The sequence below is a fragment of the Rubrobacter calidifluminis genome (genome assembly GCF_028617075.1).
GTDB lineage: Bacteria > Actinomycetota > Rubrobacteria > Rubrobacterales > Rubrobacteraceae > Rubrobacter_E > Rubrobacter_E calidifluminis.
Genome location: NZ_JAQKGV010000001.1, coordinates 20554 through 40207 on the forward strand (window position 1 = coordinate 20554; position 19654 = coordinate 40207).

A 19654-nucleotide genomic window follows, 5' to 3' on the forward strand; every position below is an offset into this window, starting at 1 on the left:
AGTAACGTCCCGTCCGGCGCATGAGAGAGGGGAGGTGATTCAGCCGGGATAGGACGAAAGTCCCGTAAGAGAAAACAGGCGGGATAGGGAGAAGACCGGCCCAGGCCGGATCTCCAGGAGAAAACGTTAGAAGCGCCAGGACTCCTCCAGTCTCCGGGGGAGTTGACGAGGGAGACGTTGATCGAGCTTTCGGCGGATGCGTCTCGGCCCTCGGGGTGGTCGTGAGGGCGGCCACAAAGCCCGGCGGCGACGCCGGGGACAAAAGGCCGTCCGGACCCCGCAAGGTCCGGCCCTGCCCTTCTCCGCCGTCTCGTCTGGTTCGTGGTGTGTCTTCTGACGGGAGGTGGTGTTCTCTTGTGCGGCATAGTCGGTTATGCGGGTGGTAAAAGAAGCGTGGAAGTCCTCATGGAAGGGCTCCGGCGCCTCGAGTACAGAGGCTATGATTCGGCAGGTCTCGCGGTACAGCTCGAGGACGGCGGTTTCGAGGTTCTGCGCCGGGTCGGACCGCTGAGGGAGTTGGAGCGGGCCGTCGCGGAGAGGGATGGCGGTTTTGGTCTGGTGAGGGCTGGTATAGGGCACACACGCTGGGCTACACACGGCCGTCCGAGCGAGCGCAACGCGCACCCACACCTGGGGAACGGGGGCAGGGTCGCCGTGGTGCACAACGGGATAATAGAGAATCACCAGAAGCTCAGGGGTGATCTGGAGCGGAGGGGCTTCGAGTTCCGCTCGGAGACCGACACCGAGGTCGTCGCCCACCTGCTCTCCGAGCGTCTGGAGGCGGGGATGTCTCTGCCGGAGGCTTTCGGCGAGGTGATGGGCTTGCTGGAGGGTACGTTCGCCATAGCCGCCATCAGCGCCGACGAGCCCGGGACGGTGGTCGCGGGGCGGCGCCAGAGCCCGCTGGTGGTCGGGCTCGGGGAGGGGGAGAACTTCCTGGCGAGCGGGGTGCCCGCGCTGCTCGGCTTCACGCACCGCTTCCTCGTCGTGGAGAGCGGTGAGATGGTGGTGATCAGCGGGTCGGAGGTGAGGCTTGCCGGACCCGGGGGAGAACCGGTGGAGAGGGAACCCTTCGAGGTCGAGTGGGATGCCGAGGCGGTCGAGCTCGGAGGGTTTTCGGACTACATGTCCAAGGAAATCCACGAGCAGCCCCGGGCAGTCAGGGCCACCCTCGACGGGCGTCTCGGGGAGGATGGGGTGGTGGACCTCTCGGAAGTCGGGCTTGATCTCTCCGGGGTGAGGCGGGTCGTGGTGGTGGCCTGCGGGACCGCATACCACGCCGGTCTGCTCGGAAAGTACTACATAGAGCGCTACGCGCGGGTTCCGGTGGAGGTGGCGGTGGCGAGCGAGTACCGCTACTCGGATCCCATAGGAGACCCCGGCACGCTCGTCGTGGCGATCTCGCAGAGCGGGGAGACCACCGACACACTGGCCGCCGTCGAGGCCGCTAGGTCGTTCGGGGGGAGGGTGCTCGCGGTGACCAACACGCGGGGATCGCTCATCACCCGCGAGGCCGACGGGGTGCTCCTTACCCGGACCGGACCGGAGATATGCGTCGCCGCGACCAAGACCTTCGTGGCACAGGTGGTGGCGCTCGAACTGCTCGCGATGGAGCTCGCCCGGTGCCGGGGCACCCTTCCGGACGAACGTTTGCAAGAGCTGGCGACGGAGTTGCGCCTCGCGCCGGAGAGGATACAGAACACGCTCGAGCTCGTCTCCTGTAGCCTGGAGCAGGCCGTCTCGCTCTTCGAGGAGGCGCGCTGTTGCCTGTTCCTCGGGCGTGGGATCGCCTACCCGGTCGCGCTCGAGGGGGCGCTGAAGCTCAAGGAGATCTCCTACCTGCCCGCTGAGGGCTATCCCGCGGGCGAGATGAAGCACGGCCCGATAGCACTCATCGACGAGACCTGCCCGGTGGTGGCGCTCTTCGGGGACGGCGTTCACCGCGAGAAGACCCTCTCCAACGTGTATGAGACGATGGCGCGCGGGGCGCGCGTCGTCGCCGTCGCACCGCCCGACGACCGGGAGGCCGCGCAGATGGCCTCTGCGGTGCTGCCGGTAGCGCGGGCGCCGGAGGCCGTTGTCCCGCTCGTGCTCACCGTGCCTCTGCAGATGCTGGCCCACGGGGTCGCCAGGGAGCGTGGGCTGGACGTGGACAAGCCGCGCAACCTGGCAAAGAGCGTCACCGTGGAGTGAGCCTAGCGGAACACGCGCAGCGCTCCGGCCCGGACGTCGAAGGTCATCGGCAGGTTCCCCCAGGGCTCGCCGTCGAGCTGTACCGGGATCACCCTCCCGTCCATGGACTCCGCCCGGGCCCGCGTGATGTCGAAGGAGCGCACGGAGAGGTCCAGCGGCAGGCGGGCCATGAACGGGATCAGGATGTCCGGGCGCAGGAGCGAGGTTATGCGCTCCATGACTACCAGGTCCAGCTCGCCGCTGCGCATCAGATCAGCGCGGGAGGAGACCCGGAACGGCCCCCCGTAGTGGGTCACGTTCGCGAGCACGGCGAGCCTGACCTCCTCGACGACCTTTTCGTAGCCTCCGTCGCGCTCGATGTGCAGCCTGCACGGCGGAAAGTAGCCCGTGAGGTAGAGTCGCACGGCGGTGAGGATGAAGGCCGCCTTACCGAGACGGTGCTTCATCTCTGGATCCACAGCCTGGACCACCCGGGCGTCAAAACCTATGCCGGCCATGCACGCGAACAGGCGGCTGTCGCCGCGCGCGTCCGTGGCCACCCCGAGGTCCATCACAGCGTGCCGGCGCTCTGCGATGCGCTCGCAGGCGGCCTCGGGATCGAGTGGGATGCCGAGTTCCTGGGCGAGCACGTTCGCCGTGCCCAGGGGGATGATGCCGAGCGTGGCGCCGGGTGAGAGGCCGTTGACCACCTCGTTCACCGTTCCGTCTCCCCCGGCGGCGACGACGAGAGTGTCCCCCGCGGCCGCGGCCAGCTCCCGCGCGTGCCCCGGGTATTCCGTGAACCAGAGCTCGACGCTGCCCAGCCGGCTGCGCAGCTGCTCCGCGCAGCGCTCCAGGAGCTTCGGGGAGCCTCGCTGCCCCGAGGTGGGGTTGCCGATTATGATCGCCGGGCCCATGCGCGTAACTATAGCCTCTCGCGACCCTTTTGCCGGGAGGCGGTCTGTCTTAAGATACGCTCCGTGAGCGAGAAAGGAGCACCTACGGACGGTTTCGTCGTACCCGGAATCGGGGTGGATGTTGTTGACGTGGGACGCATGGAGCTCGCTCTCCGGCGCACCCCCAGAATCCGACGCCGCCTGTTCACCGAGGCGGAGATAGCCTACTGCGAGAAGTACCGCTTCGCCGTGCGCCACTACGCTGGCAGGTGGGCGGCCAAGGAGGCGGTGACCAAGGCGCTCGGATGCGGTCTGATCCAGTGGAACGGCGTCGAGGTCGTCCGGCGCCCGCGCCGTCCCCCCTCCGTCAGGCTCTCGGGCAAGATAAAGGAGTTCGCCGATCGGGTCGGGGTCAGGGAGGAGGATCTCTCGATCTCGATAACCCACTCCGAGCTCTCGGCGGTGGCGGTGTGCATCGTGCACGGGAGGGGACCGTCTTGAGACTCTACACCGCAGCCGAGATGTCGCGGGCGGACGAGAACGCGCAGTCCCTCGGCATCCCCGGCGTCGTGCTGATGGAACGGGCGGGCTCGGCGATGGCCCGCCTCGCGCTCGAGAGGTTCTCGCCCGAGAGGGCCCTCGTCGTGGCCGGGGGAGGCAACAACGGCGGGGACGGGTTCGTCGTGGCGCGGGAGCTGCACCGCGCCGGGGTCGAGGTCGTGGTCTGCGCGACGAGAGAGGAATACCGGGGCGACCCGGAGACGAACCTCCGGACGCTGCAAAACCTCGGGGTGCGTTTCTGCGGGAGGGAGGAGCTTGCCGACGAGCTGGCCGCGGCGGACCTCGTGGTCGACGCGCTTTTGGGCACCGGATTCTCCGGGGAGGTGCGCGAGGACGCAGCACGGATCATCCGGGAGATCAACGCCTCCGGGGCGCGTGTGTTCTCGGTGGACGTGCCCTCCGGGGTCGACGGCTCGACGGGAGAGGTGGGCGGCGAGGCGGTGCGGGCCTGGCTGACGGCCTGCGCGCACGCGGTGAAGGTGGGTTGCGTGGTCTCGCCGGGCTGCGATCACGCCGGGGAGGTCGTGGCGGTGGACATCGGCGTCCCGGTCGAAGCGGAGGTAGAGCCCTCCGTCGTCCTGGGCGACCGCGAGGAGCTGCACGGGCTCGTGCCCCGCACCGCGCAGCCGGCGCACAAGTACTCGGCGGGGACGCTGCTCGTCGTCGCCGGCTCCCGTCGGATGACCGGGGCCGCGGTGATGAGCGTCCTCGGGGCACAGCGGGCCGGGTGCGGCATAGTCTTCCTGGTGGTGCCCGCGGGCGCCGCGGCGGCTGTGGACGCGCGCCTCACCGAGGCGATAGTCTCCGGCGCGCCCGAGGACGGGGAGGGGCACCTGACATCGGAGGCGCTCGGGGAGGTGCTCGAGAGGGCCGAGAGGGCCTCGGCGGTCGTCGTGGGGCCGGCGATCGGACGGACCGGGGAGAGCCGCCACCTGGTCGAGGGCATTCTGCGCGAGGTGGAGGTGCCGGTGCTCCTCGACGCCGACGGGGTGACGAGCCTGGCCGGCTCTGACGCCCTCGCCCGCCGTGAGGCTCCGACCGTGATCACGCCGCACGCCGGCGAGCTCGGTCGGATTCTCGATGTGGGGGCGGGGGAGATCTCCGCCCGCCGCCTCCACCACGCGCGGGAGGCGGCGAGGAGGTTCGGATGCTGCGTCCTCCTGAAAGGGAACGACACGATAGTCGCCGAAGGGGAGAGGGTCTCTGTGAACCCCACGGGCAGCGTCGCGCTCGCCACCGCCGGGACCGGGGACGTGCTCTCCGGGGTGATAGGGGCCCTGCTCTCGCGCGGGATGGGCGTCTACGATGCGGCCCGGGTGGGGGCCTGGGCGCACGGCCGGGCCGCGCACCTTTGGCTCGAGGAGACCGGATGGCCCGCCGAGAGCATGGTCGCCACCGATCTCGTACCCCTCCTCCCGCGTGCCCTACGCGAGCTCGTGTAGTATCTCTTGGTGCCGGAGGACGAAGGTTTATCCAGAGAGCGGGGGCGAGCATGGAAGAGCGTGATATCAGGGGCATGAAGGTCGGCGAGGTCATGCACGAGGACTGGCCGACGCTGAAGCCGGACGATACGGTCGAGGACGCCATAAAACTCTTCGCCCGGCGCAACGTCTCCGGGGTGCCGGTCGAGGAAGATGGAAGGCTCGTCGGGGTTGTGACGGAGGGGGACCTCATCTTTCAGGACGCGGACGTGAGGGCTCCCGGTTTCCTCGACATCCTGGGGGGTATGATCCCTCTCGGCAGCTGGTCCGAGTACCGCCGGGAGGCCCTGAAGAGCGCCGGGGTTACCATGGACGAGGTGATGACCCGCGACCCGGTGGTCATCTCCCCGGACGCGACGCTCTCGGAGGCGGCGACGGTGATGGCCGGGCGCAGGATAAAGCTCCTGCCGGTCGTCGAGGGCGATGTCTTGCGCGGTGTGATCACCAGGCGGGACATCCTGCTCCTTCACGTGCTCAACCCCGATCTCTCGGCCGAAGAGGAGGGCTGAGGGGACGGGCGGGCGCTTGAAGGAGCCGGACGGCCCGAGGAGAGGGATCCCCCGCCCGAAGACCACCGGGGTGCTCGCCGTCGCTGGTGTCTTCTTGATCGCCGCGAACATGCGCGCCCCCATAACCGGGGTCGGCCCTTTGCTCGGCGAAATCCGGCGGGATACCGGGCTCTCCAGCGGGGCGGCGGGGTGGCTGACCACGATCCCGCTCCTGGCCTTTTCGGTGCTCTCCCTGGCTTCTCCGGGGCTCGCCCGCAGGCTCGGTCTGGAGCGTTCGCTCTTCGTGGCGGCGGTTCTCCTGGCCGCGGGGCTCGTGGTCCGCTCCCTGCCCGCCGTCCCGACTCTCTTCCTCGGCACGGCGGTCGTGGGGACCGCGATAGCCGTCATAAACGTTTTGCTACCCGGCCTCATCAAGCAGGACTTCCCCCGCAGCGTCGGCGTCATGACCGGGGCGTACACGACGACGATGAGCTTCATGGGGGCGGTCTCCTCCGGCATCAGCGTACCCCTCGCCCAGCGGGGCGGTCTCGGGTGGCGCGGGGCGCTCGGCTGCTGGGTGGTTCTGGCGGCGGCCGCGGCGGTGGTGTGGCTGGTGCGGCTGAGGGACGGACGCCGCGCACCCGAGGGCTCCTCGCGCAGCATCCGCAGCCTGCTGCGAGCGCCGCTCGCCTGGCAGGTGACGATGTTCATGGGGTTGCAGTCGGTGATCTTCTACGTGATGGTGACCTGGCTTCCGGAGATACTCCGCTCCGAGGGGATGGATGCGGCGAGCGCCGGGTGGATGCTCTCGATCTTCCAGCTCGTCGGGCTCCCGGCGACCTTCCTCGTCCCCGCGCTCGCCGGCCGCCGCCCGAGCCAGCGCGGTCCCGTGGCGCTCACCGTCACGCTCTCCGGGCTCGGTTTACTGGGCCTGCTTCTGGCCGGCGGTGTCGCGCCCGCGCTTTGGGTGGTGTTGATGGGGATCGGAGGGGGGTCTTTCATAAGCCTCTCGTACACCTTCTTCTCGCTGCGCGCCCCGGACGCACAGAGCGTCTCCGCTCTCTCCGGCATGGCGCAGTTCTTCGGGTACCTGCTCGCGGCGATCGGTCCGGTTCTCTTCGGATACCTCTACGAGGCGACCGGAGGCTGGACGGTCCCCCTCGTGCTTTTGTTCCTGGTGATCGTCGCCCTGTTCTTCTCGGGGCTCGGGGCGGCGCGCGACGCCCGGATCGCGCCTGCAGACGGCGATCCTGGAGACGGGAGGAAAGGATAGTGGCACGGAAGATACTCGTATCCGGTTTCGAGCCGTACGGCGACCTCGGTCACAACCCCACCCGGGATCTCGCCGAGCAGGCGCCGGGACTCGGGCTCGGGGGCGCGGAGGTATCCTCCATCGTGCTCCCGGTCGAGTACGACCGGTGCGCGGAGATCCTGATCGGGGAGGTGGACCGCCTCCGGCCCGACGCGGTGATCGCCTGCGGGCTCGCCCCCGGCAGAACCGCCGTAACCCCGGAGCGCGTCGGCTTGAACGTCAAGGATACCGCTCCGGGACGCTCACTGCCGGACAACCGCGGGCGGGCGCCGCGGGACGAACCCGTAACCACTGACGGTCCCGACGCTCTCTTCTCGACGCTACCCTGCCGCAGGATCTCGGAGGCGTTGCTCTCCCGAGGGATCCCCTCCTACGTCTCGAACACCGCCGGAACCTACATCTGCAACAACACGCTCTACGCGCTGCTCGATCACGTGAGGAGCGAGGACCTCCCCACCCTGGCCGGTTTCATACACTTCCCGGCCTCGACGGAGCTGGCGCTGGAGAACCCTCTGCTGCCGAGCCTGCCCTTCGAGATGATGCAAGAGGCCCTCGGCGTCGCCATCGAGGTCGTGCTGAGAGCGGGTGTCCCCCGACCCTGACCCGCTACGCTCCGAGCCGGGATGCGGTCCGAAGCTCCTCGGCCGGCTGCACCTCCCTCTCCCTGAAGGCCGTGTGTATCGAGGTGTTGCCGTCTATCTCGACGTAGAGCGCCTCCTCGTGGAGCGTCGTGGGGATGACCCTCACGACCCTCCCCTCGCGGCCGGCGTACCTCCACGTCAGCGGCGCGTCCTCGCGGTAGACCACCACGACGCGGTCTCCTTCTCTCAACATCGCGTGCCATCCTCCCCTTGTTCGCCGCGATACTTGGCCGGATTCTAGACCATCTCCGGCTCCGCCGAAAGGGTGGATCGGGGGGAGATACGGGTATACAAAAGGAGTGTGCCCGCACGGGGTCTGGCTCCCCGCGGGCGGTTTGCGAAGGTGATTTTGCAGAACGGGGGTTCGTTTTGGGTCCGGAGCGGGATGGAGGGGGTTACGTGGGACGCCGGGTCGTCCGGGTCGAGGACGGGCGGCTGGTGCGCGGTGAGGGAACCTACGTCGCGGACATGAGGCCCGAAGGTTGCCTGGAGGCGGCCTTGGTCCGCAGCCACGTCGCGCACGGGCGGCTCGAGGGGGTGGACCTCGACGCCGCGCGGGCGGTGCCGGGGGTCGTCGGGGCATACTCGGCGGAGGATCTGCCCGACCTCCCGGCGGCGCGGCCGCTCTTTCAGTCCGACGTGCTCGAAGGCAGGGAGTGGCCGGCGCTCGCGCGGGAAAGGGTGCGCTTCTTCGGTCAGACCATCGCCGTCGTCCTCGCCGGGGACCGGTACGCGGCCGAGGACGGGGTGGAGGCCGCCGGGGTCGCGATTGAAGAGCTTCCCTGCGTCATCGACCCGACGGAGGCGGCCTCCACCTCGGCGCCGGAGCTCTTCGAGGGGCTCTCCAACGTCGTGGGGGAGTGGGAGGCGGGGGAGCCTGTCGGGGAGGATCTCTGGCGCGAAGCCCCGGTGGTCGTCGAGGCATCCTACCGCGTACCGCCGCTCTCGCACGCCTCGATCGAGGCGCGCGCGATCCTGGCCGAGCCCGGGGAGGGCGGCGCCCTCACGGTGTGGGTTTCGCACCAGGCCCCCCACCGTCTGAGGAGGGACCTCTCCGAGCTGTTCGGTATCCCGCAGGAGAAGGTTCGGGTCGTCGTCCCGGACGTCGGCGGGGCGTTCGGCGGGAAGAGCGAGACCTTCCCGGAGTACCTCGCCGTGGTCCACCTGGCGCTGCGGCTCGGACGTCCGGTGCGCTGGATCGAGGACCGGACGGAGGCGCTGACCGCCGCCGTGCACGGGCGGGGGCAGAACCAGAGGGTCCGGCTCGCCGCCGACCGCGACGGCAGGATGCTCGCGCTCGAGGTCGAGGCCGACGCGAGCACCGGGGCCTACCCGCACTACGGGGTGGCGCCCATCTTCAACATGCTCAGGCTCCTCTCCGGCGTCTACCGCATTCCCCGCATCCATGCCAGGGCGCGCGCCGTCGTGACCAACACCACCCCGACCGCCCCCTACCGCGGCGCGGGCCGGCCCGAGGCCGCCTACGCCGTCGAGCGCACGGTCGATCTCCTCGCCGCCAGGCTCGGGGAGGACCCGGCGGAGGTGAGGCGACTGAACATGATCCACCCCGGAGAACTTCCTCACGAGACGCCGGTCGGGGCCCGCTACGACAGCGGCGACTACCCGGCGGCGCTCGAGAAGGCGCTCGAGGCCGCGGACTACGGGGGCTGGCGCGCCGAGCAGGAGCGCCGCCGGAGGGAGGGCGGGCCTCCGCTCGGCATCGGGATCTGCTGCTACGTGGAGAGCGCCGGGGTGATGGGTGAGTACGGCGCGGTCGAGGTGCGGCCCGACGGGGAGATCCTGGCCCTCTCCGGCGCCTCCTCGACCGGGCAGGGACACGAGACGACCTTCGACCAGGTCGTCGCCTCGGTCCTCGGGGTGGAGGTGGGGAGGATCAGGGTCGTCGAAGCCGACACCGCCGCCGTTCCCCGCGGCGTGGGCTCCTACGCGAGCCGTTCGATGCAGGTCGGAGGGGCGGCGCTCCACCGCGCCTCGCTCCGGCTCATCGAGGAGGCCCGGCGCAGGATGGCCGGCCTCTGCGGCGTCTCCGTCGAGGAGGTCTCCTGCCGGGAGGGTGCCCTGCGTGCCGGGGAGGAGGAGATGGACCTCGTCCGTCTCGCCTCGAGGACCGGGGCGCTGCGGGTGGAGGAGGACTTCGAGCCGCCGCAGTCCTTCCCCTACGGCTGCTACGTCGCCGTGGTCGAGGTCGACCCCGAGCTCGGCGTCGTGCGCGTCCTGCGGCTCGTCGCCGCCGACGACTGCGGGGTCGCCGTCAACCCGCTCGTGGTGGATGGTCAGATCTACGGCTCCCTGATGCAGGGTCTCGGGCAGGCGCTCTACGAGGAGGTGCCCTACGACGCGCGGGGGCGGCCGCTCGTGGACCACGGCCTCCTCGACTACCTGCTTCCGACCTTCTCCGAGCTTCCATCAGTCCGCACGGTCGAGATGGAGACCCCGAACCCGAACACCCCTCTCGGCGCGAAGGGAGTTGGAGAGTCCGGATCCATCGGTGCGCCCCCGGCGGTGGTGAACGCCGTCGCGGACGCCCTCGGCCACCCCGACGGGCTCCAGATGCCACTGACGCCGCAGGCCTGCTGGATGAAGACGGGGGTCCGGGAGGGGGTGGGGAAGTGAAGCCCGCACCTTTCGACTACCTGGTCGCACGCAGCGTGCGGGAGGCCGTATCCGCGCTCGCGGAGCGCCCCTCCCAGGCGCGCGTACTCGCCGGCGGACAGAGCCTGGTGCTGGAGATGAACTACCGGCGCGAACGTCCGGCGCTGCTCGTGGACATAAACCACGTCCCCGGCCTCGATGGGATAGAGGTCGAGGGCGGTGAGCTACGGGTCGGTGCGCTCGCCCGCCACCGCGATTTCGAGGAACCGGTCGCGCGTGACCCCCTGGGCCGGCTGCTCGAGCGGGTGAGCCGCCACATTGCCCACCCCCCGATCCGGGCGCGGGGGACGATGGTCGGAAGCCTGGCCTACGCCCATCCGGCCGCCGAGTGGCCCGCCGTGGCCGTCGCCCTGGACGCCCGCCTGGAGCTGGCCGGCCCGGAGGGCGTGAGGACGGTTCGCGCCGGGGAGTTCTTCCGGGGGCCGTTCGCGACCGCCCGCCGGCCGGAGGAGATGATCACGGGTGTGCGCCTGCCGCTTCTCGGGGAGGGCAGCGGCGTGGGCTTCGTCGAGCTGCGTCGGACCGGGGCGAGCTTCGCGCTCGTGGCGGCGCTCGCCGCGATCACCGTCGAGGGAGGCGTAATCACCTCCTCCCGCGTCGCCCTCGCCGGGGCCGCGGACCGCCCGCTGAGGGTGAGAGGCGTGGAGGAGGCGCTCGCCGGAGATCCGCCGTCGGACGAGACGTTCGCCGGGGCGGAGAGGCGCGCCGCCCTCGAAGCCGACCCGGTCCCGGAGCCTCACGCGGGGGTGGAGTACAGGCGCCACGCCGCCGGGGTGCTGGTGCGCCGGGCGCTCGAACGGGCGGCGGAGGACCTGGAGGTGAACTCGTGAGGATCGAGATGGAGGTGAACGGGGAGAGGCGGGCCCTGGAGGTCGAGCCGCGCCGCACGCTCGCCGACGCTCTGCGGGAGGATCTCGGGCTCACCGGGACCCACCTCGGGTGCGAGCACGGGGTCTGCGGTGCTTGCACCGTGATCGTCGACGGCGAGGCCGTGCGGTCGTGCCTGATGTTCGCCGTACAGGCGGACGGGGGCCGGGTGAGGACCGTCGAGGGACTCGCCTCCGGGGCCGGGCACCCCCTGCAGCGGGCCTTCCGGGCCGAGCACGCCCTGCAGTGCGGCTTCTGCACGCCGGGGTTCCTGATGCTGCTCGCCGCGGCGCTCGAGAGGGATCCCGGCATCGTCCGCGACGAGGAGCGTCTGCGGGAGCTTCTCACCTCGAACCTGTGCCGGTGTACCGGCTACGAAGGCATCCGGAGGGCGGCCCTGCGGGCGGCGGAGGAGATGGGGCGATGAGGGTCATCGCGGTGGAGGAGCACTTCACCACCGGGGAGCTGCTGGAGGCGGACGGCATCGGAGGACCGGGCTATCCGTCGGAGAGGCTCCTCGACCTCGGCGAAAGACGGCTCAAAGACATGGACGCGGGGGGCGTCGACTTGCAGGTTATCTCGCTCGCCGCCCCTGGTGGGCAGCAGCTGGAGGTGAAAAGGGCCGTCCCGCTCGTGCGCCGGGCGAACGAGATGCTCGCTGAGGCGGTCTTTTGCCACCCGGACCGCTTCGCCGGCCTCGCCGCCCTTCCCACCCCGGACCCGGAGGCGGCCTGTGCGGAGCTGGAGCGGGCGGTGCGCGAGCTCGGTTTCAGGGGAGCGGTCGTCAACGGGCACACCCGCGGGCGCTTCCTCGATGCGCCGGAGTTCCGGCCGCTGCTCGAGCTCGCGGCCCACCTGAGGGTCCCGATCTACCTGCATCCGACCCCGCCTCCGGATGTAGTCAGGCGGGCGTACTACTCGGGGATCTCGCCGGAGGTGGACGGTGCGCTCGCGACATCGGCCTGGGGCTGGCACGTGGAGACCGGGCTGCACGCGCTGCGGCTCGTCCTCTCGGGGATCTTCGAGCGGCTGCCGGATCTCAGGGTGGTCGTGGGGCATCTCGGGGAGGCGCTGCCCTTCATGCTGCGGCGGGTCGACGCCCGGCTCTCCCCGGAGGTGATGGGGTTGAAGAGGCAACCCTCCTGGTACCTGAGGCACAACCTCTGGCTCTCGATCAGCGGGTTCTTCTTCGAGGCTCCCTTCCGGACCGCGATGGAGGAGTTCGGTGCCGAGAAGATCCTCTTCTCCGTCGACTACCCGTTCGCGTCGAGCGCCGAGGGATGCCGCTTCCTGGAAGGGCTCGGGTTCGGTCCGCAGGAGTACGCGAAGATCGCGCACCAGAACGCCGGGGAGCTCTTCGGGCTCTGAGCCTGCTCAGCGGGACCCGGATAGTTTCGCCAGCCTGCGGGCGAGCGGTGGCCCGAGCAGCACCACGGCGAAGACGCGGATCATCTGCACCGCGAGGACCAGCGAGACGTCTGCCCCTCCGCCGAGCGCGATGATCGAGACCGAGTCTATCCCGCCGGGGGTGGTCGCCAGGTAGGCGGTGAAGGGATCGGCCGGGGTGAAGGCGGAGAGGGCGAGCCCGAGCCCGGCGCAGACGACCATGAGCAGGACCATCGAGATGAGGACGGCCGGCAGCACGTGCGCCGCGTGCTCGAGCGAATCGCGGTCGAAGAGGATCCCGACGTAGAGCCCGAGCGCGACGTAGGCGGCCTGCGGGACGCCGGGGGGAAGGACGGGGTGGAAGAGCCCGAACTCGCTCGCCAGCACCCCGAGGATCAGCGGGCCTACGAGGGCGCCCGCCGGGAGACGCAGTTTGCGCCCGGCCCAGGTGCCCACCACGGCCGCCAGCGCGCTCAGGGCGTAGTCTGCAGGCGAGGTGCGGGAAGAGAAGCCGGTCGGTATGCCCCCGCCCGGAGAGCCCCCCGAGTCTCCGGGCATCAGGCCGAAGTGGGCGATGAGCGTGGCCGAGAGCACGACCACCACGACCCGGACATACTGCATCAGGGCCACCAGCCGGCTGTCGGCCCCGAGCGAGGGGCTCATCGCCAGCATGCCGGAGGCGGCTCCCGGGAGCGTCCCCAGTGAGGCCGTCTGCCCGTCGAGCGAGGTGAGCCGGGCGAGCACCAGACCCGAGGCCAGGCTCGCGAGCAGGGTGCCGGCGAGCACCAGCGAGACCGGCAGCCAGTCGTCGGCGAGCGTGGGAAGGGACGATGGACGGAAGGTGGAGGCCAGCAGCGTGCCTATGACGGCCTGGGAGAACGTTCTCGTGCCCCGGGGCATCTCGAGGCGCTTCCTGCTCGCCAGCGCGAATGCTATCGCGACGAGCATCGGGCCGACCAGCCAGGCCGCCGGGACGCCGAGGCGCTCCCCGAGGAACCCGGCGCAGGCGGCGGCCGGGAGCAGTGCCATCCAGGTTGCGTGCTGTCGGCGTCCTTCCATCCTCCGGCATCTATCTTTCCATCCTCCGGCATCTACCTGGAGGGAGGAATCCTAACGCGGGTCGTCTCACCCGCGGGCGGAGCTTTGACCCGTGCCGGAATGCCGAAGTCGTAATACTCGAGGGAGATCCTGATGTGGCCCCGTTCGCTGCCGGCTCTCTCCCCCGGCTTCGTACGCGGGATCTCTATCGGGACTGTCGACTCGAAGCGGCGTACCCGGTCCCGGCCGTCCAGCCAGACCGTGACCGGCAGCCTGCGCGAGCCGAGCTCCCGCATCAGCGCCTCGTAGAGCTCTCCGGCTCTGGGGTTTTCCCGCGACATCCTGTCGAGGTCCACGACCATGTGGTAGCGGGTGGTGGGGACACCGCGCACCTCCTGCCGGCCGAACTTGCGTGTCCCGCCGGGGATCACGCCCTCGAGGTAGTCGAGCTGGTGGACGGGGTCGTTGAGCTGGCCGCTGGCGAGCTGCGCCAGATATGCTCCACGTCCCCCGGCGAGCGCCAGGAGGTTGAGGCGCACCCAGTGTGACCGGGGCTCCTGACCTTGCGAGGGGGACTTCTCGTAGATCGTGTAGCCGAGCTGGCGGAGTTCCGCGTGCCCGGCGCCGGGGGTGCTCAACCTCACCCTCGCCCGGTCTCTGGTGAAGCTGACCAGGCCAAAGCCGCGTATCCTTATCATCTTCGAGCCGTGTGTGCCCTTATTCGGGAGGGGAGGGAGGCCGAACTCGGTCTCTTCTATCGCTACCCGGGTGCTGCCCTCACCGGTGGTGGCACGGTATGCCCTCATGGCCAGAGGCTGCCGCGCTTGCCCGGTCTTCTGGGTGGTGCCCCCGGATAGGTGTGAGGATGCGGTGGTGGCTGTGGATGTCCTCCTGCCCGGGGTGCAGCTCGCAGCGGTGAGTACGAGCATGCAGAGCACCAGAAGGAAGGCAGCCTTCCGGAGTGAGGTGCCTTTCGCTGTCGGTGTGCCTGCTGGGAAACCTCTCTTCATGCCCATCCCTCCGTAAGGCCCGGCCTCTCCTTCGGAGAAGGGGGACTCTGTCTCCTGCGGCGACGTTTATACAGAAAAGATATTCTAGCCACTGATCGCCGGGAGGAGGGCTCCGCTGCGGCTTGAGTTGAGAGGTCGCGCACAGTAGACTCGTCCTGCGGGTCTTCTCTTTTTGGCGTGGAGGGTCGATGGAGATGGAGACGCGCCCCGGTCGTGTCTGGGCCGAGATAGACCTCGGGGCCGTGAGGCACAACGTGCGCGCGCTGCTGCACCGGGCGGCCGGTGCCCGTCTTATGGCTGTGGTCAAGGCCGACGCCTACGGTCACGGAGCGTTGCCGGTGGCGCGGGCGGCGCTCGAGGCCGGGGCGGATTCTCTGGCGGTGGCGACGCTCGCCGAGGGTGTCGAGCTGCGTGAGGGGGGCATAAGGGCTCCGGTACTTGTCTTCGGGGACCTCCTCCCGGAGCAGTTGCGCGAAGCCGGGCGGATGAGGTTGGACGTGACGGTCCACTCGCTCGCTGGTGCCAGGTACATGTCCTCGCTGCCGGGCCTGCGGGTGCATCTGAAGGTGAACACGGGAATGAACCGCTGGGGGGTGGAACCCGAGCAGGTGGGCGAGGTATACAGGCTGCTCGGGGGGCGGCTCGCAGGTGTCTACACTCATCTCTCCTGCGCCGATTGGGACTCCGGGTTCACCCTGAAACAGCTGCTGCGCTTCGAGCGGGTGCTGGGGTCTCATCCTTTCGGGAACGTCCTGATCCATGCGGCCAACTCCGCCGGCACCCTCTGGTATACGCGGGCACGCTACGACTGTGTGCGTCCCGGGGGGGCGCTCTACGGGCTGCACCCTCGCGGGGATGCGGGTGACCCCGCCGACGAGGGCCTGCGTCCGGCGCTCAGCCTCAAGAGCTACGTCGCCGGGAAGAGGTTGCTCGCGGCCGGAGAGAGGGTCTCCTACGGGGCTACCTTCAGGGCGGTGCGCCCGATGTGGGTGGCGACCGTGCCGGTCGGGTACGCCGACGGTTACCGGAGGATGCTCTCGGGAAAAGGGGTGGCTCTGATCCGGGGCCGCCGGCGGTGCCTGCTCGGCCGGGTGACGATGGACGCGTGCGTCTTCGAGGCCGACGAAGAGGTGGAGGTGGGCGACGAGGTGGTACTCCTCGGGGAGCAGGGGGAGGAGAGGATCGGGGCCGAGGAGCTCGGGAGGCTCGCCGGCACGATAAACTACGAGGTGGCGACGGGGTTGAATCCCAGGCGGGTCGAGAGGAGATACGTTTCAGGTGTTTAGAGGCTTCTTCAGGGATCTCAGGTGGGGTCCGGCGTTCAGGCGTTCCCTGTGGTTCACGGTGCTGTGGGTCGTCCTGGTCTACATCCTGAGCCGCGTCTTCCCGAAGTCCTTCAGCCTGCACGGGGCCGCCCAGATCTTCATCCTCGCCGTCTACGCCGTGCTCTTCTTCCTGTTGTACGCCGTGCTCTTCGCCTTCTCCGAGAGGCGGCGCAGGGAGCAGACGCACAAGAGGAACAGGAAGGACCTGAAGGAGGGTGAGGAGGGTGTGAACGGCTCTCTCAAAGGCCGCTTCAACCCCAACACCAGCCGCAGGAAGGCCCGGCGACGGCGCTAGGTTGGCCTCCGTCGGGGAACTCCTGGAGGTTCTGACGGAGGAGCCGGAGGGTGTGATCCGGCTCCTGCCGGAGCTCGGCCTCGCCAGGGGGCTAGCGCAGAGCCCCTACCACCACCTGGACACCCTGGATCACATCCTTGAGACAGTACGCCACGTGCGGCGGGAGCTGGAGGAGAGCGTCCTCGGGGCGCGGGTCCCGGCCGAAAGGTTTGAGGCGCTGCTCTTCGCCGCGCTCATGCATGACGTCGCCAAGCCGCTGACCCGCGGTGAGGTGGAGGGGAGGGTCGTCTTCGTCGCCCACGATACCCTGGGGGCGAGGATGGTCGAGGAGATGTGTCTCAGGCTTGGAGCCCCGGCGATGCACTCTGACCTCGCCCGGACGCTCACCTATTTGCACCTGAAGATAGGGTTCATGGAGAACCCGCGTGCCGACTACCCGCCGGAGAGGATAGCCCGGGCCGCGGGACCGTTCTGCGAAGAGCTCGCGGTGCTCTCGTGGGCCGACAGACTCGCCGCGCGCGGGCCGCGCCTGAAGAAGGAGCACGTGGAGCGACACCGCAGGCTGTGCGTCAGGTTCCTGCGGGTGAGCCGCGAACTCGGCCCCCGCTCCGAGCCCGACTACAAGGAGCTCGCCTCCAGGCTCTCATGCCCTCCGGACGCGGTGGTGGGCAGCGCCTCGAGCAGGTTACGCATCCTGCGGGCCGGGGGGATATCCTGCGGGGAAGCCCTGGCGTGCGCAGGATCTTTCGCTGCGCTTCACAAAGGGTGTAGTTGAAGATATCATCGTGGACGTAAGGTACGTCAGTTTCGCGACGAGAAAGGCAGGCCGAGGCGATGGGAATAAGACGCTCGAGCAGGAACCGCTGGATCTTCGGAGTGTGCGGCGGCATAGCCCACAGGTTCGGGTGGAATCCGCTCGTCGTGAGGCTGGTGACCGTCCTGCTGGCGATCTTCATCCCCGGCTTCAGCCTGATCCCGGTCGCCATTCTGTACGTGATCCTCGGCTACCTGCTCCCGGAGAGCGCCGAGTACTAGGCCCGGGGTTATGGATTTCGCCGAGGCGCAGAAGGAGGCGCTTGGTTGCACCCGGTGCGCACTCTCCCAGTCGCGTACCCGGGTCGTCTTCGGCGAAGGTCCGCTCAACGCGGAGCTCTTCATCGTCGGGGAGGCTCCGGGATTCAACGAGGATAGCGAGGGGCGTCCCTTCCAGGGTGCCTCCGGGATGCTCCTCGATCGGTTGCTCGCCTCGGTGGGGATGAGGAGGGATCAGGTATACCTCACCACGCTGGTCAAGTGTCGGCCTCCTGGCACACCTCCCCGCTCCCCGCGACCGTCGGAGGTCAGCAGATGCCGTCCTTATCTGATGGTCCAGATCGCGGCCGTCGACCCCCGGGTGATCGTCGCTCTGGGCGAGCTGGCTACCAGGGTCCTGACCGGGCGTAAAGAACCGCTTTCGCGCATCCGCGGCCGGGCCGTGCCGCTCGACGGGCGCTACGTCTTCCCGACGCTCTCGCTGCGCAAGGCGCTCTACACCCCGGCCGACCGTGCTCTTCTCATCTCCGATTTCGGGAGGATCCCGGAGCTGCTCGCCGCCGAGCGCCCGGCCACCTACGAGACCCTGAACGTACCGCACCCGCCGGGTGACGGCAGGGAGCCCGTGCAGCCGGGCTTGTGGTAGCCGGCGGGTTTCTGGTGCCGATGGAGTGGGAGAAACTCGATGAGGAGGAGCTGAAGAGGCTGGCGGCCAGGGTTGCCGTACTGCTCGAGCCCGGGGACGTCGTGGTGCTCTCCGGGGAGGTTGGCTCGGGCAAGACCACCTTCGTTCGTGCCGCCATGCGCGCCCTCGGCGTGCGCGAGCGGGTGACGAGCCCGACCTACCAGCTCGCCCGCAGCTACGAGGGTGAGATGGCGGGATCCGGTGTGACCCTCAACCACCTCGATCTCTACCGGCTGGAGGAGATAGGAAGCGCCGACGTGCTGGAACTCGAGGACTACCTGGATCCGGGTGCGATAACGTTTATCGAGTGGGCGGATCCCGCGCTCGGCTCGCTCGAGGCCCCCTCTCTCGTCGAGCTCTCACACCAGGGAGAGGGGCTGCGGGGCGTACGGATCACGGGCCCGCTGGAGGAGCGGCTCGGAGGATGCTGACGCTCGCTCTGGACGCCTCGACGGCGGAGGTGAGCGTGGCGCTCGCCCGTCTCGAGGGACACGACAGGGAGGTTCTGGCCGAGGTCTCCTGCTCGGCGCGGGGGGCTTCGGAGATCCTGCTCGCTTCGGTGCACGAGGTGCTCGGGCTTGCGGGAGAGGATCTCGGGGATGTGGGGAGGATCGTGGTCGGTGTGGGGCCGGGGACTTTCACCGGCATCCGCATCGCGGTGGCCACCGCCCGGGCTCTCGCGGGGGCGCTCGGGGCCGAGATCTGCGCGTCCTCCACCCTGGATGCTCTCGCCCACCCGGCTCTCTCCTCGGGCCGGGAGAGGGTGGTGGCGGTGATCGACGCCCGGCGCCGCCAGGTCTTCGCCGAACTCTTCGCGGCCAGCGGGGAGAGTACGGGCGTGCTCTGCGCGAGACCGGGCGAGCTCTCACGGCATCTGCCGCGTGAGGGCGATCTTCTCCTCGTGGGAGACGGGGCCGTGCGCTACCGGGAGGAGCTCTCCTCGCTCGGGCACATACCCGAAGATTCCTCTCCCCTGAACAGGGTCTCTGCCGCGGGGCATCTCGTGGCCGGCGATCTTGAGCCGGTCCCTCCGGAGAAGGTGGTGCCGCTCTACGTGCGCGAGCCGGACGCCGAGGTGCGCAGGGAGCGGAACCCCTGGAGCCGGCCTTGAGCGACCGCAGGATAAGGCGGATGACGCGGGACGATCTTCCGGAGGCGGTGCAGGTCGACGCGGAGTGTCTTTCGCGCCCCTGGAGCACCGCCGTCTGGCGGGAAGAGCTGGAGAGCCCCTTCGGGCTCTACCTGGCGCTGGAGGAGGAAGGGCGCATCGTTGCCCAGATCGGGGTCAAGCGCACCTCGGACGAGCTGCACGTGACCACGCTCGCCGTACGCCCGGAGTGCCGGCGCAGAGGTTACGCCCGGGCTCTGGTCCGGGCGGCGATGGATGCCTTCCCCGAAGTCCGCAGGGTCCACCTCGAGGTGCGTCCCAGCAACTCCCCGGCCCGTTCACTCTACCGCTCGCTCGGCTTCAGGGAAGTCGGGCGGCGGCCCCGCTACTACGGGGACGAGGACGCCCTTCTCATGACCCTCGACCTTTCTTCTTAGCCCGTTGCTCACGCTCCCGACGCCGTTCCTCCCGGCGGCGCTCGAGATCCTCCCTGCCCTCGAAGGGCCTGAGCAGGTAGACGGCCGGGGCGAGGCAGACCAGAAACCCGGCGAAGATGAAGGCCGCGACGCGCAGGTCCCCCGGGCCGCGGGCCAGGTAGAGGGCGAGCTCGAGCAGCAGCACGAGCGCGATGAAGGCGAACATGAGCGAGAATGCTCTCATGGGAGGAGTATATCCTCGCGTGCC

At 69.4% G+C, this 19654-nt stretch carries 23 protein-coding genes; 18 read left to right on the plus strand and 5 right to left on the minus strand.

The window, feature by feature from the left end; all coding sequences use genetic code 11:
* Positions 1–354 precede the first annotated feature (354 nt).
* A complete protein-coding gene (glmS, locus tag PJB24_RS00120) occupies positions 355–2193 on the plus strand; it encodes a glutamine--fructose-6-phosphate transaminase (isomerizing) (RefSeq protein WP_273841384.1) in 1839 nt (612 codons plus the stop codon).
* Between the two features lie 2 nt (positions 2194–2195).
* Here glmS and PJB24_RS00125 read toward each other — a convergent pair whose 3' ends face one another.
* Entirely contained in the window at positions 2196–3089 is an 894-nt protein-coding gene (locus PJB24_RS00125) for a diacylglycerol/lipid kinase family protein (RefSeq protein ID WP_273841386.1), read from the minus strand.
* A gap of 63 nt (positions 3090–3152) precedes the next feature.
* On the opposite strand from PJB24_RS00125, the gene acpS reads away from it, so the two are divergent.
* Genes acpS through PJB24_RS00150 form a run of 5 tightly spaced genes read left to right on the plus strand, consistent with a single transcriptional unit; the run spans position 3153 to position 7512 of the window.
* The gene (gene acpS, locus PJB24_RS00130; protein WP_273841388.1) at positions 3153–3569 is read left to right on the plus strand and encodes a holo-ACP synthase; all 417 of its coding nucleotides are present in this window, start codon (positions 3153–3155) and stop codon (positions 3567–3569) included.
* Complete coding sequence (locus PJB24_RS00135; protein WP_273841390.1) at positions 3566–5071, plus strand: NAD(P)H-hydrate dehydratase; 1506 nt, start codon at positions 3566–3568, stop codon at positions 5069–5071. Before acpS ends, PJB24_RS00135 begins: the two co-directional genes overlap by 4 nt.
* Positions 5072–5121: 50 nt before the next feature.
* On the plus strand, positions 5122–5619 hold the full coding sequence (locus PJB24_RS00140; protein WP_273841393.1) for a CBS domain-containing protein: 498 nt from the start codon (positions 5122–5124) through the stop codon (positions 5617–5619).
* Positions 5620–5635: 16 nt separating this feature from the next.
* A complete protein-coding gene (locus PJB24_RS00145) occupies positions 5636–6871 on the plus strand; it encodes a CynX/NimT family MFS transporter (protein WP_273841395.1) in 1236 nt (411 codons plus the stop codon).
* Positions 6871–7512, plus strand: coding sequence for a pyroglutamyl-peptidase I (locus PJB24_RS00150; RefSeq protein WP_273841397.1), 642 nt, complete (start codon positions 6871–6873; stop codon positions 7510–7512). Before PJB24_RS00145 ends, PJB24_RS00150 begins: the two co-directional genes overlap by 1 nt.
* Positions 7513–7516: 4 nt before the next feature.
* Here the strand turns inward: PJB24_RS00150 and PJB24_RS00155 are convergent, their stop codons facing one another.
* The gene (locus PJB24_RS00155; protein ID WP_273841399.1) at positions 7517–7744 is read right to left on the minus strand and encodes a hypothetical protein; all 228 of its coding nucleotides are present in this window, start codon (positions 7742–7744) and stop codon (positions 7517–7519) included.
* Positions 7745–7920: 176 nt separating this feature from the next.
* On the opposite strand from PJB24_RS00155, the gene PJB24_RS00160 reads away from it, so the two are divergent.
* The 4 genes from PJB24_RS00160 to PJB24_RS00175 are packed head-to-tail and all read left to right on the plus strand — an operon-like array spanning position 7921 to position 12459.
* The gene (locus tag PJB24_RS00160) at positions 7921–10185 is read left to right on the plus strand and encodes a xanthine dehydrogenase family protein molybdopterin-binding subunit (RefSeq protein ID WP_273841401.1); all 2265 of its coding nucleotides are present in this window, start codon (positions 7921–7923) and stop codon (positions 10183–10185) included.
* Entirely contained in the window at positions 10182–11054 is an 873-nt protein-coding gene (locus PJB24_RS00165) for an FAD binding domain-containing protein (RefSeq protein ID WP_273841403.1), read from the plus strand. Before PJB24_RS00160 ends, PJB24_RS00165 begins: the two co-directional genes overlap by 4 nt.
* Positions 11051–11518 (plus strand): (2Fe-2S)-binding protein, encoded by a 468-nt coding sequence (locus tag PJB24_RS00170; protein ID WP_273841404.1) that lies wholly within the window; start codon positions 11051–11053, stop codon positions 11516–11518. The genes PJB24_RS00165 and PJB24_RS00170 overlap by 4 nt, the downstream gene beginning before the upstream one ends.
* Entirely contained in the window at positions 11515–12459 is a 945-nt protein-coding gene (locus tag PJB24_RS00175; protein WP_273841405.1) for an amidohydrolase family protein, read from the plus strand. The genes PJB24_RS00170 and PJB24_RS00175 overlap by 4 nt, the downstream gene beginning before the upstream one ends.
* Before the next feature lie 6 nt (positions 12460–12465).
* Here PJB24_RS00175 and PJB24_RS00180 read toward each other — a convergent pair whose 3' ends face one another.
* Together PJB24_RS00180 and PJB24_RS00185 are read right to left on the minus strand one after the other, a co-directional pair.
* A complete protein-coding gene (locus PJB24_RS00180) occupies positions 12466–13536 on the minus strand; it encodes an AbrB family transcriptional regulator (RefSeq protein ID WP_273841408.1) in 1071 nt (356 codons plus the stop codon).
* 32 nt (positions 13537–13568) lie between these two features.
* Complete coding sequence (locus tag PJB24_RS00185) at positions 13569–14531, minus strand: SCO4651 family lipoprotein (protein WP_475852780.1); 963 nt, start codon at positions 14529–14531, stop codon at positions 13569–13571.
* A 182-nt stretch (positions 14532–14713) separates the two neighbouring features.
* On the opposite strand from PJB24_RS00185, the gene alr reads away from it, so the two are divergent.
* Genes alr through rimI form a run of 8 tightly spaced genes read left to right on the plus strand, consistent with a single transcriptional unit; the run spans position 14714 to position 19407 of the window.
* Positions 14714–15811 carry an alanine racemase gene (alr, locus tag PJB24_RS00190; RefSeq protein WP_273841412.1) on the plus strand — a complete coding sequence of 366 codons (1098 nt, stop codon included), beginning with the start codon at positions 14714–14716 and terminating at the stop codon, positions 15809–15811.
* The gene (locus tag PJB24_RS00195) at positions 15804–16145 is read left to right on the plus strand and encodes a hypothetical protein (RefSeq protein WP_273841413.1); all 342 of its coding nucleotides are present in this window, start codon (positions 15804–15806) and stop codon (positions 16143–16145) included. The genes alr and PJB24_RS00195 overlap by 8 nt, the downstream gene beginning before the upstream one ends.
* A gap of 1 nt (position 16146) precedes the next feature.
* On the plus strand, positions 16147–16920 hold the full coding sequence (locus PJB24_RS00200) for an HD domain-containing protein (RefSeq protein WP_273841414.1): 774 nt from the start codon (positions 16147–16149) through the stop codon (positions 16918–16920).
* Between the two features lie 59 nt (positions 16921–16979).
* The gene (locus tag PJB24_RS00205; protein ID WP_273841415.1) at positions 16980–17180 is read left to right on the plus strand and encodes a PspC domain-containing protein; all 201 of its coding nucleotides are present in this window, start codon (positions 16980–16982) and stop codon (positions 17178–17180) included.
* Between the two features lie 10 nt (positions 17181–17190).
* A complete protein-coding gene (locus PJB24_RS00210; protein ID WP_273841416.1) occupies positions 17191–17823 on the plus strand; it encodes a uracil-DNA glycosylase in 633 nt (210 codons plus the stop codon).
* Complete coding sequence (gene tsaE / locus PJB24_RS00215; protein WP_273841418.1) at positions 17817–18293, plus strand: tRNA (adenosine(37)-N6)-threonylcarbamoyltransferase complex ATPase subunit type 1 TsaE; 477 nt, start codon at positions 17817–17819, stop codon at positions 18291–18293. The genes PJB24_RS00210 and tsaE overlap by 7 nt, the downstream gene beginning before the upstream one ends.
* The gene (tsaB, locus tag PJB24_RS00220) at positions 18287–18973 is read left to right on the plus strand and encodes a tRNA (adenosine(37)-N6)-threonylcarbamoyltransferase complex dimerization subunit type 1 TsaB (RefSeq protein ID WP_273841420.1); all 687 of its coding nucleotides are present in this window, start codon (positions 18287–18289) and stop codon (positions 18971–18973) included. The genes tsaE and tsaB overlap by 7 nt, the downstream gene beginning before the upstream one ends.
* A complete protein-coding gene (gene rimI, locus PJB24_RS00225) occupies positions 18970–19407 on the plus strand; it encodes a ribosomal protein S18-alanine N-acetyltransferase (protein ID WP_273841422.1) in 438 nt (145 codons plus the stop codon). Before tsaB ends, rimI begins: the two co-directional genes overlap by 4 nt.
* Here the strand turns inward: rimI and PJB24_RS00230 are convergent.
* The gene (locus PJB24_RS00230; protein WP_273841423.1) at positions 19382–19630 is read right to left on the minus strand and encodes a hypothetical protein; all 249 of its coding nucleotides are present in this window, start codon (positions 19628–19630) and stop codon (positions 19382–19384) included. The two genes, rimI and PJB24_RS00230, sit on opposite strands and share 26 nt — an antisense overlap.
* Positions 19631–19654 lie beyond the last annotated feature (24 nt).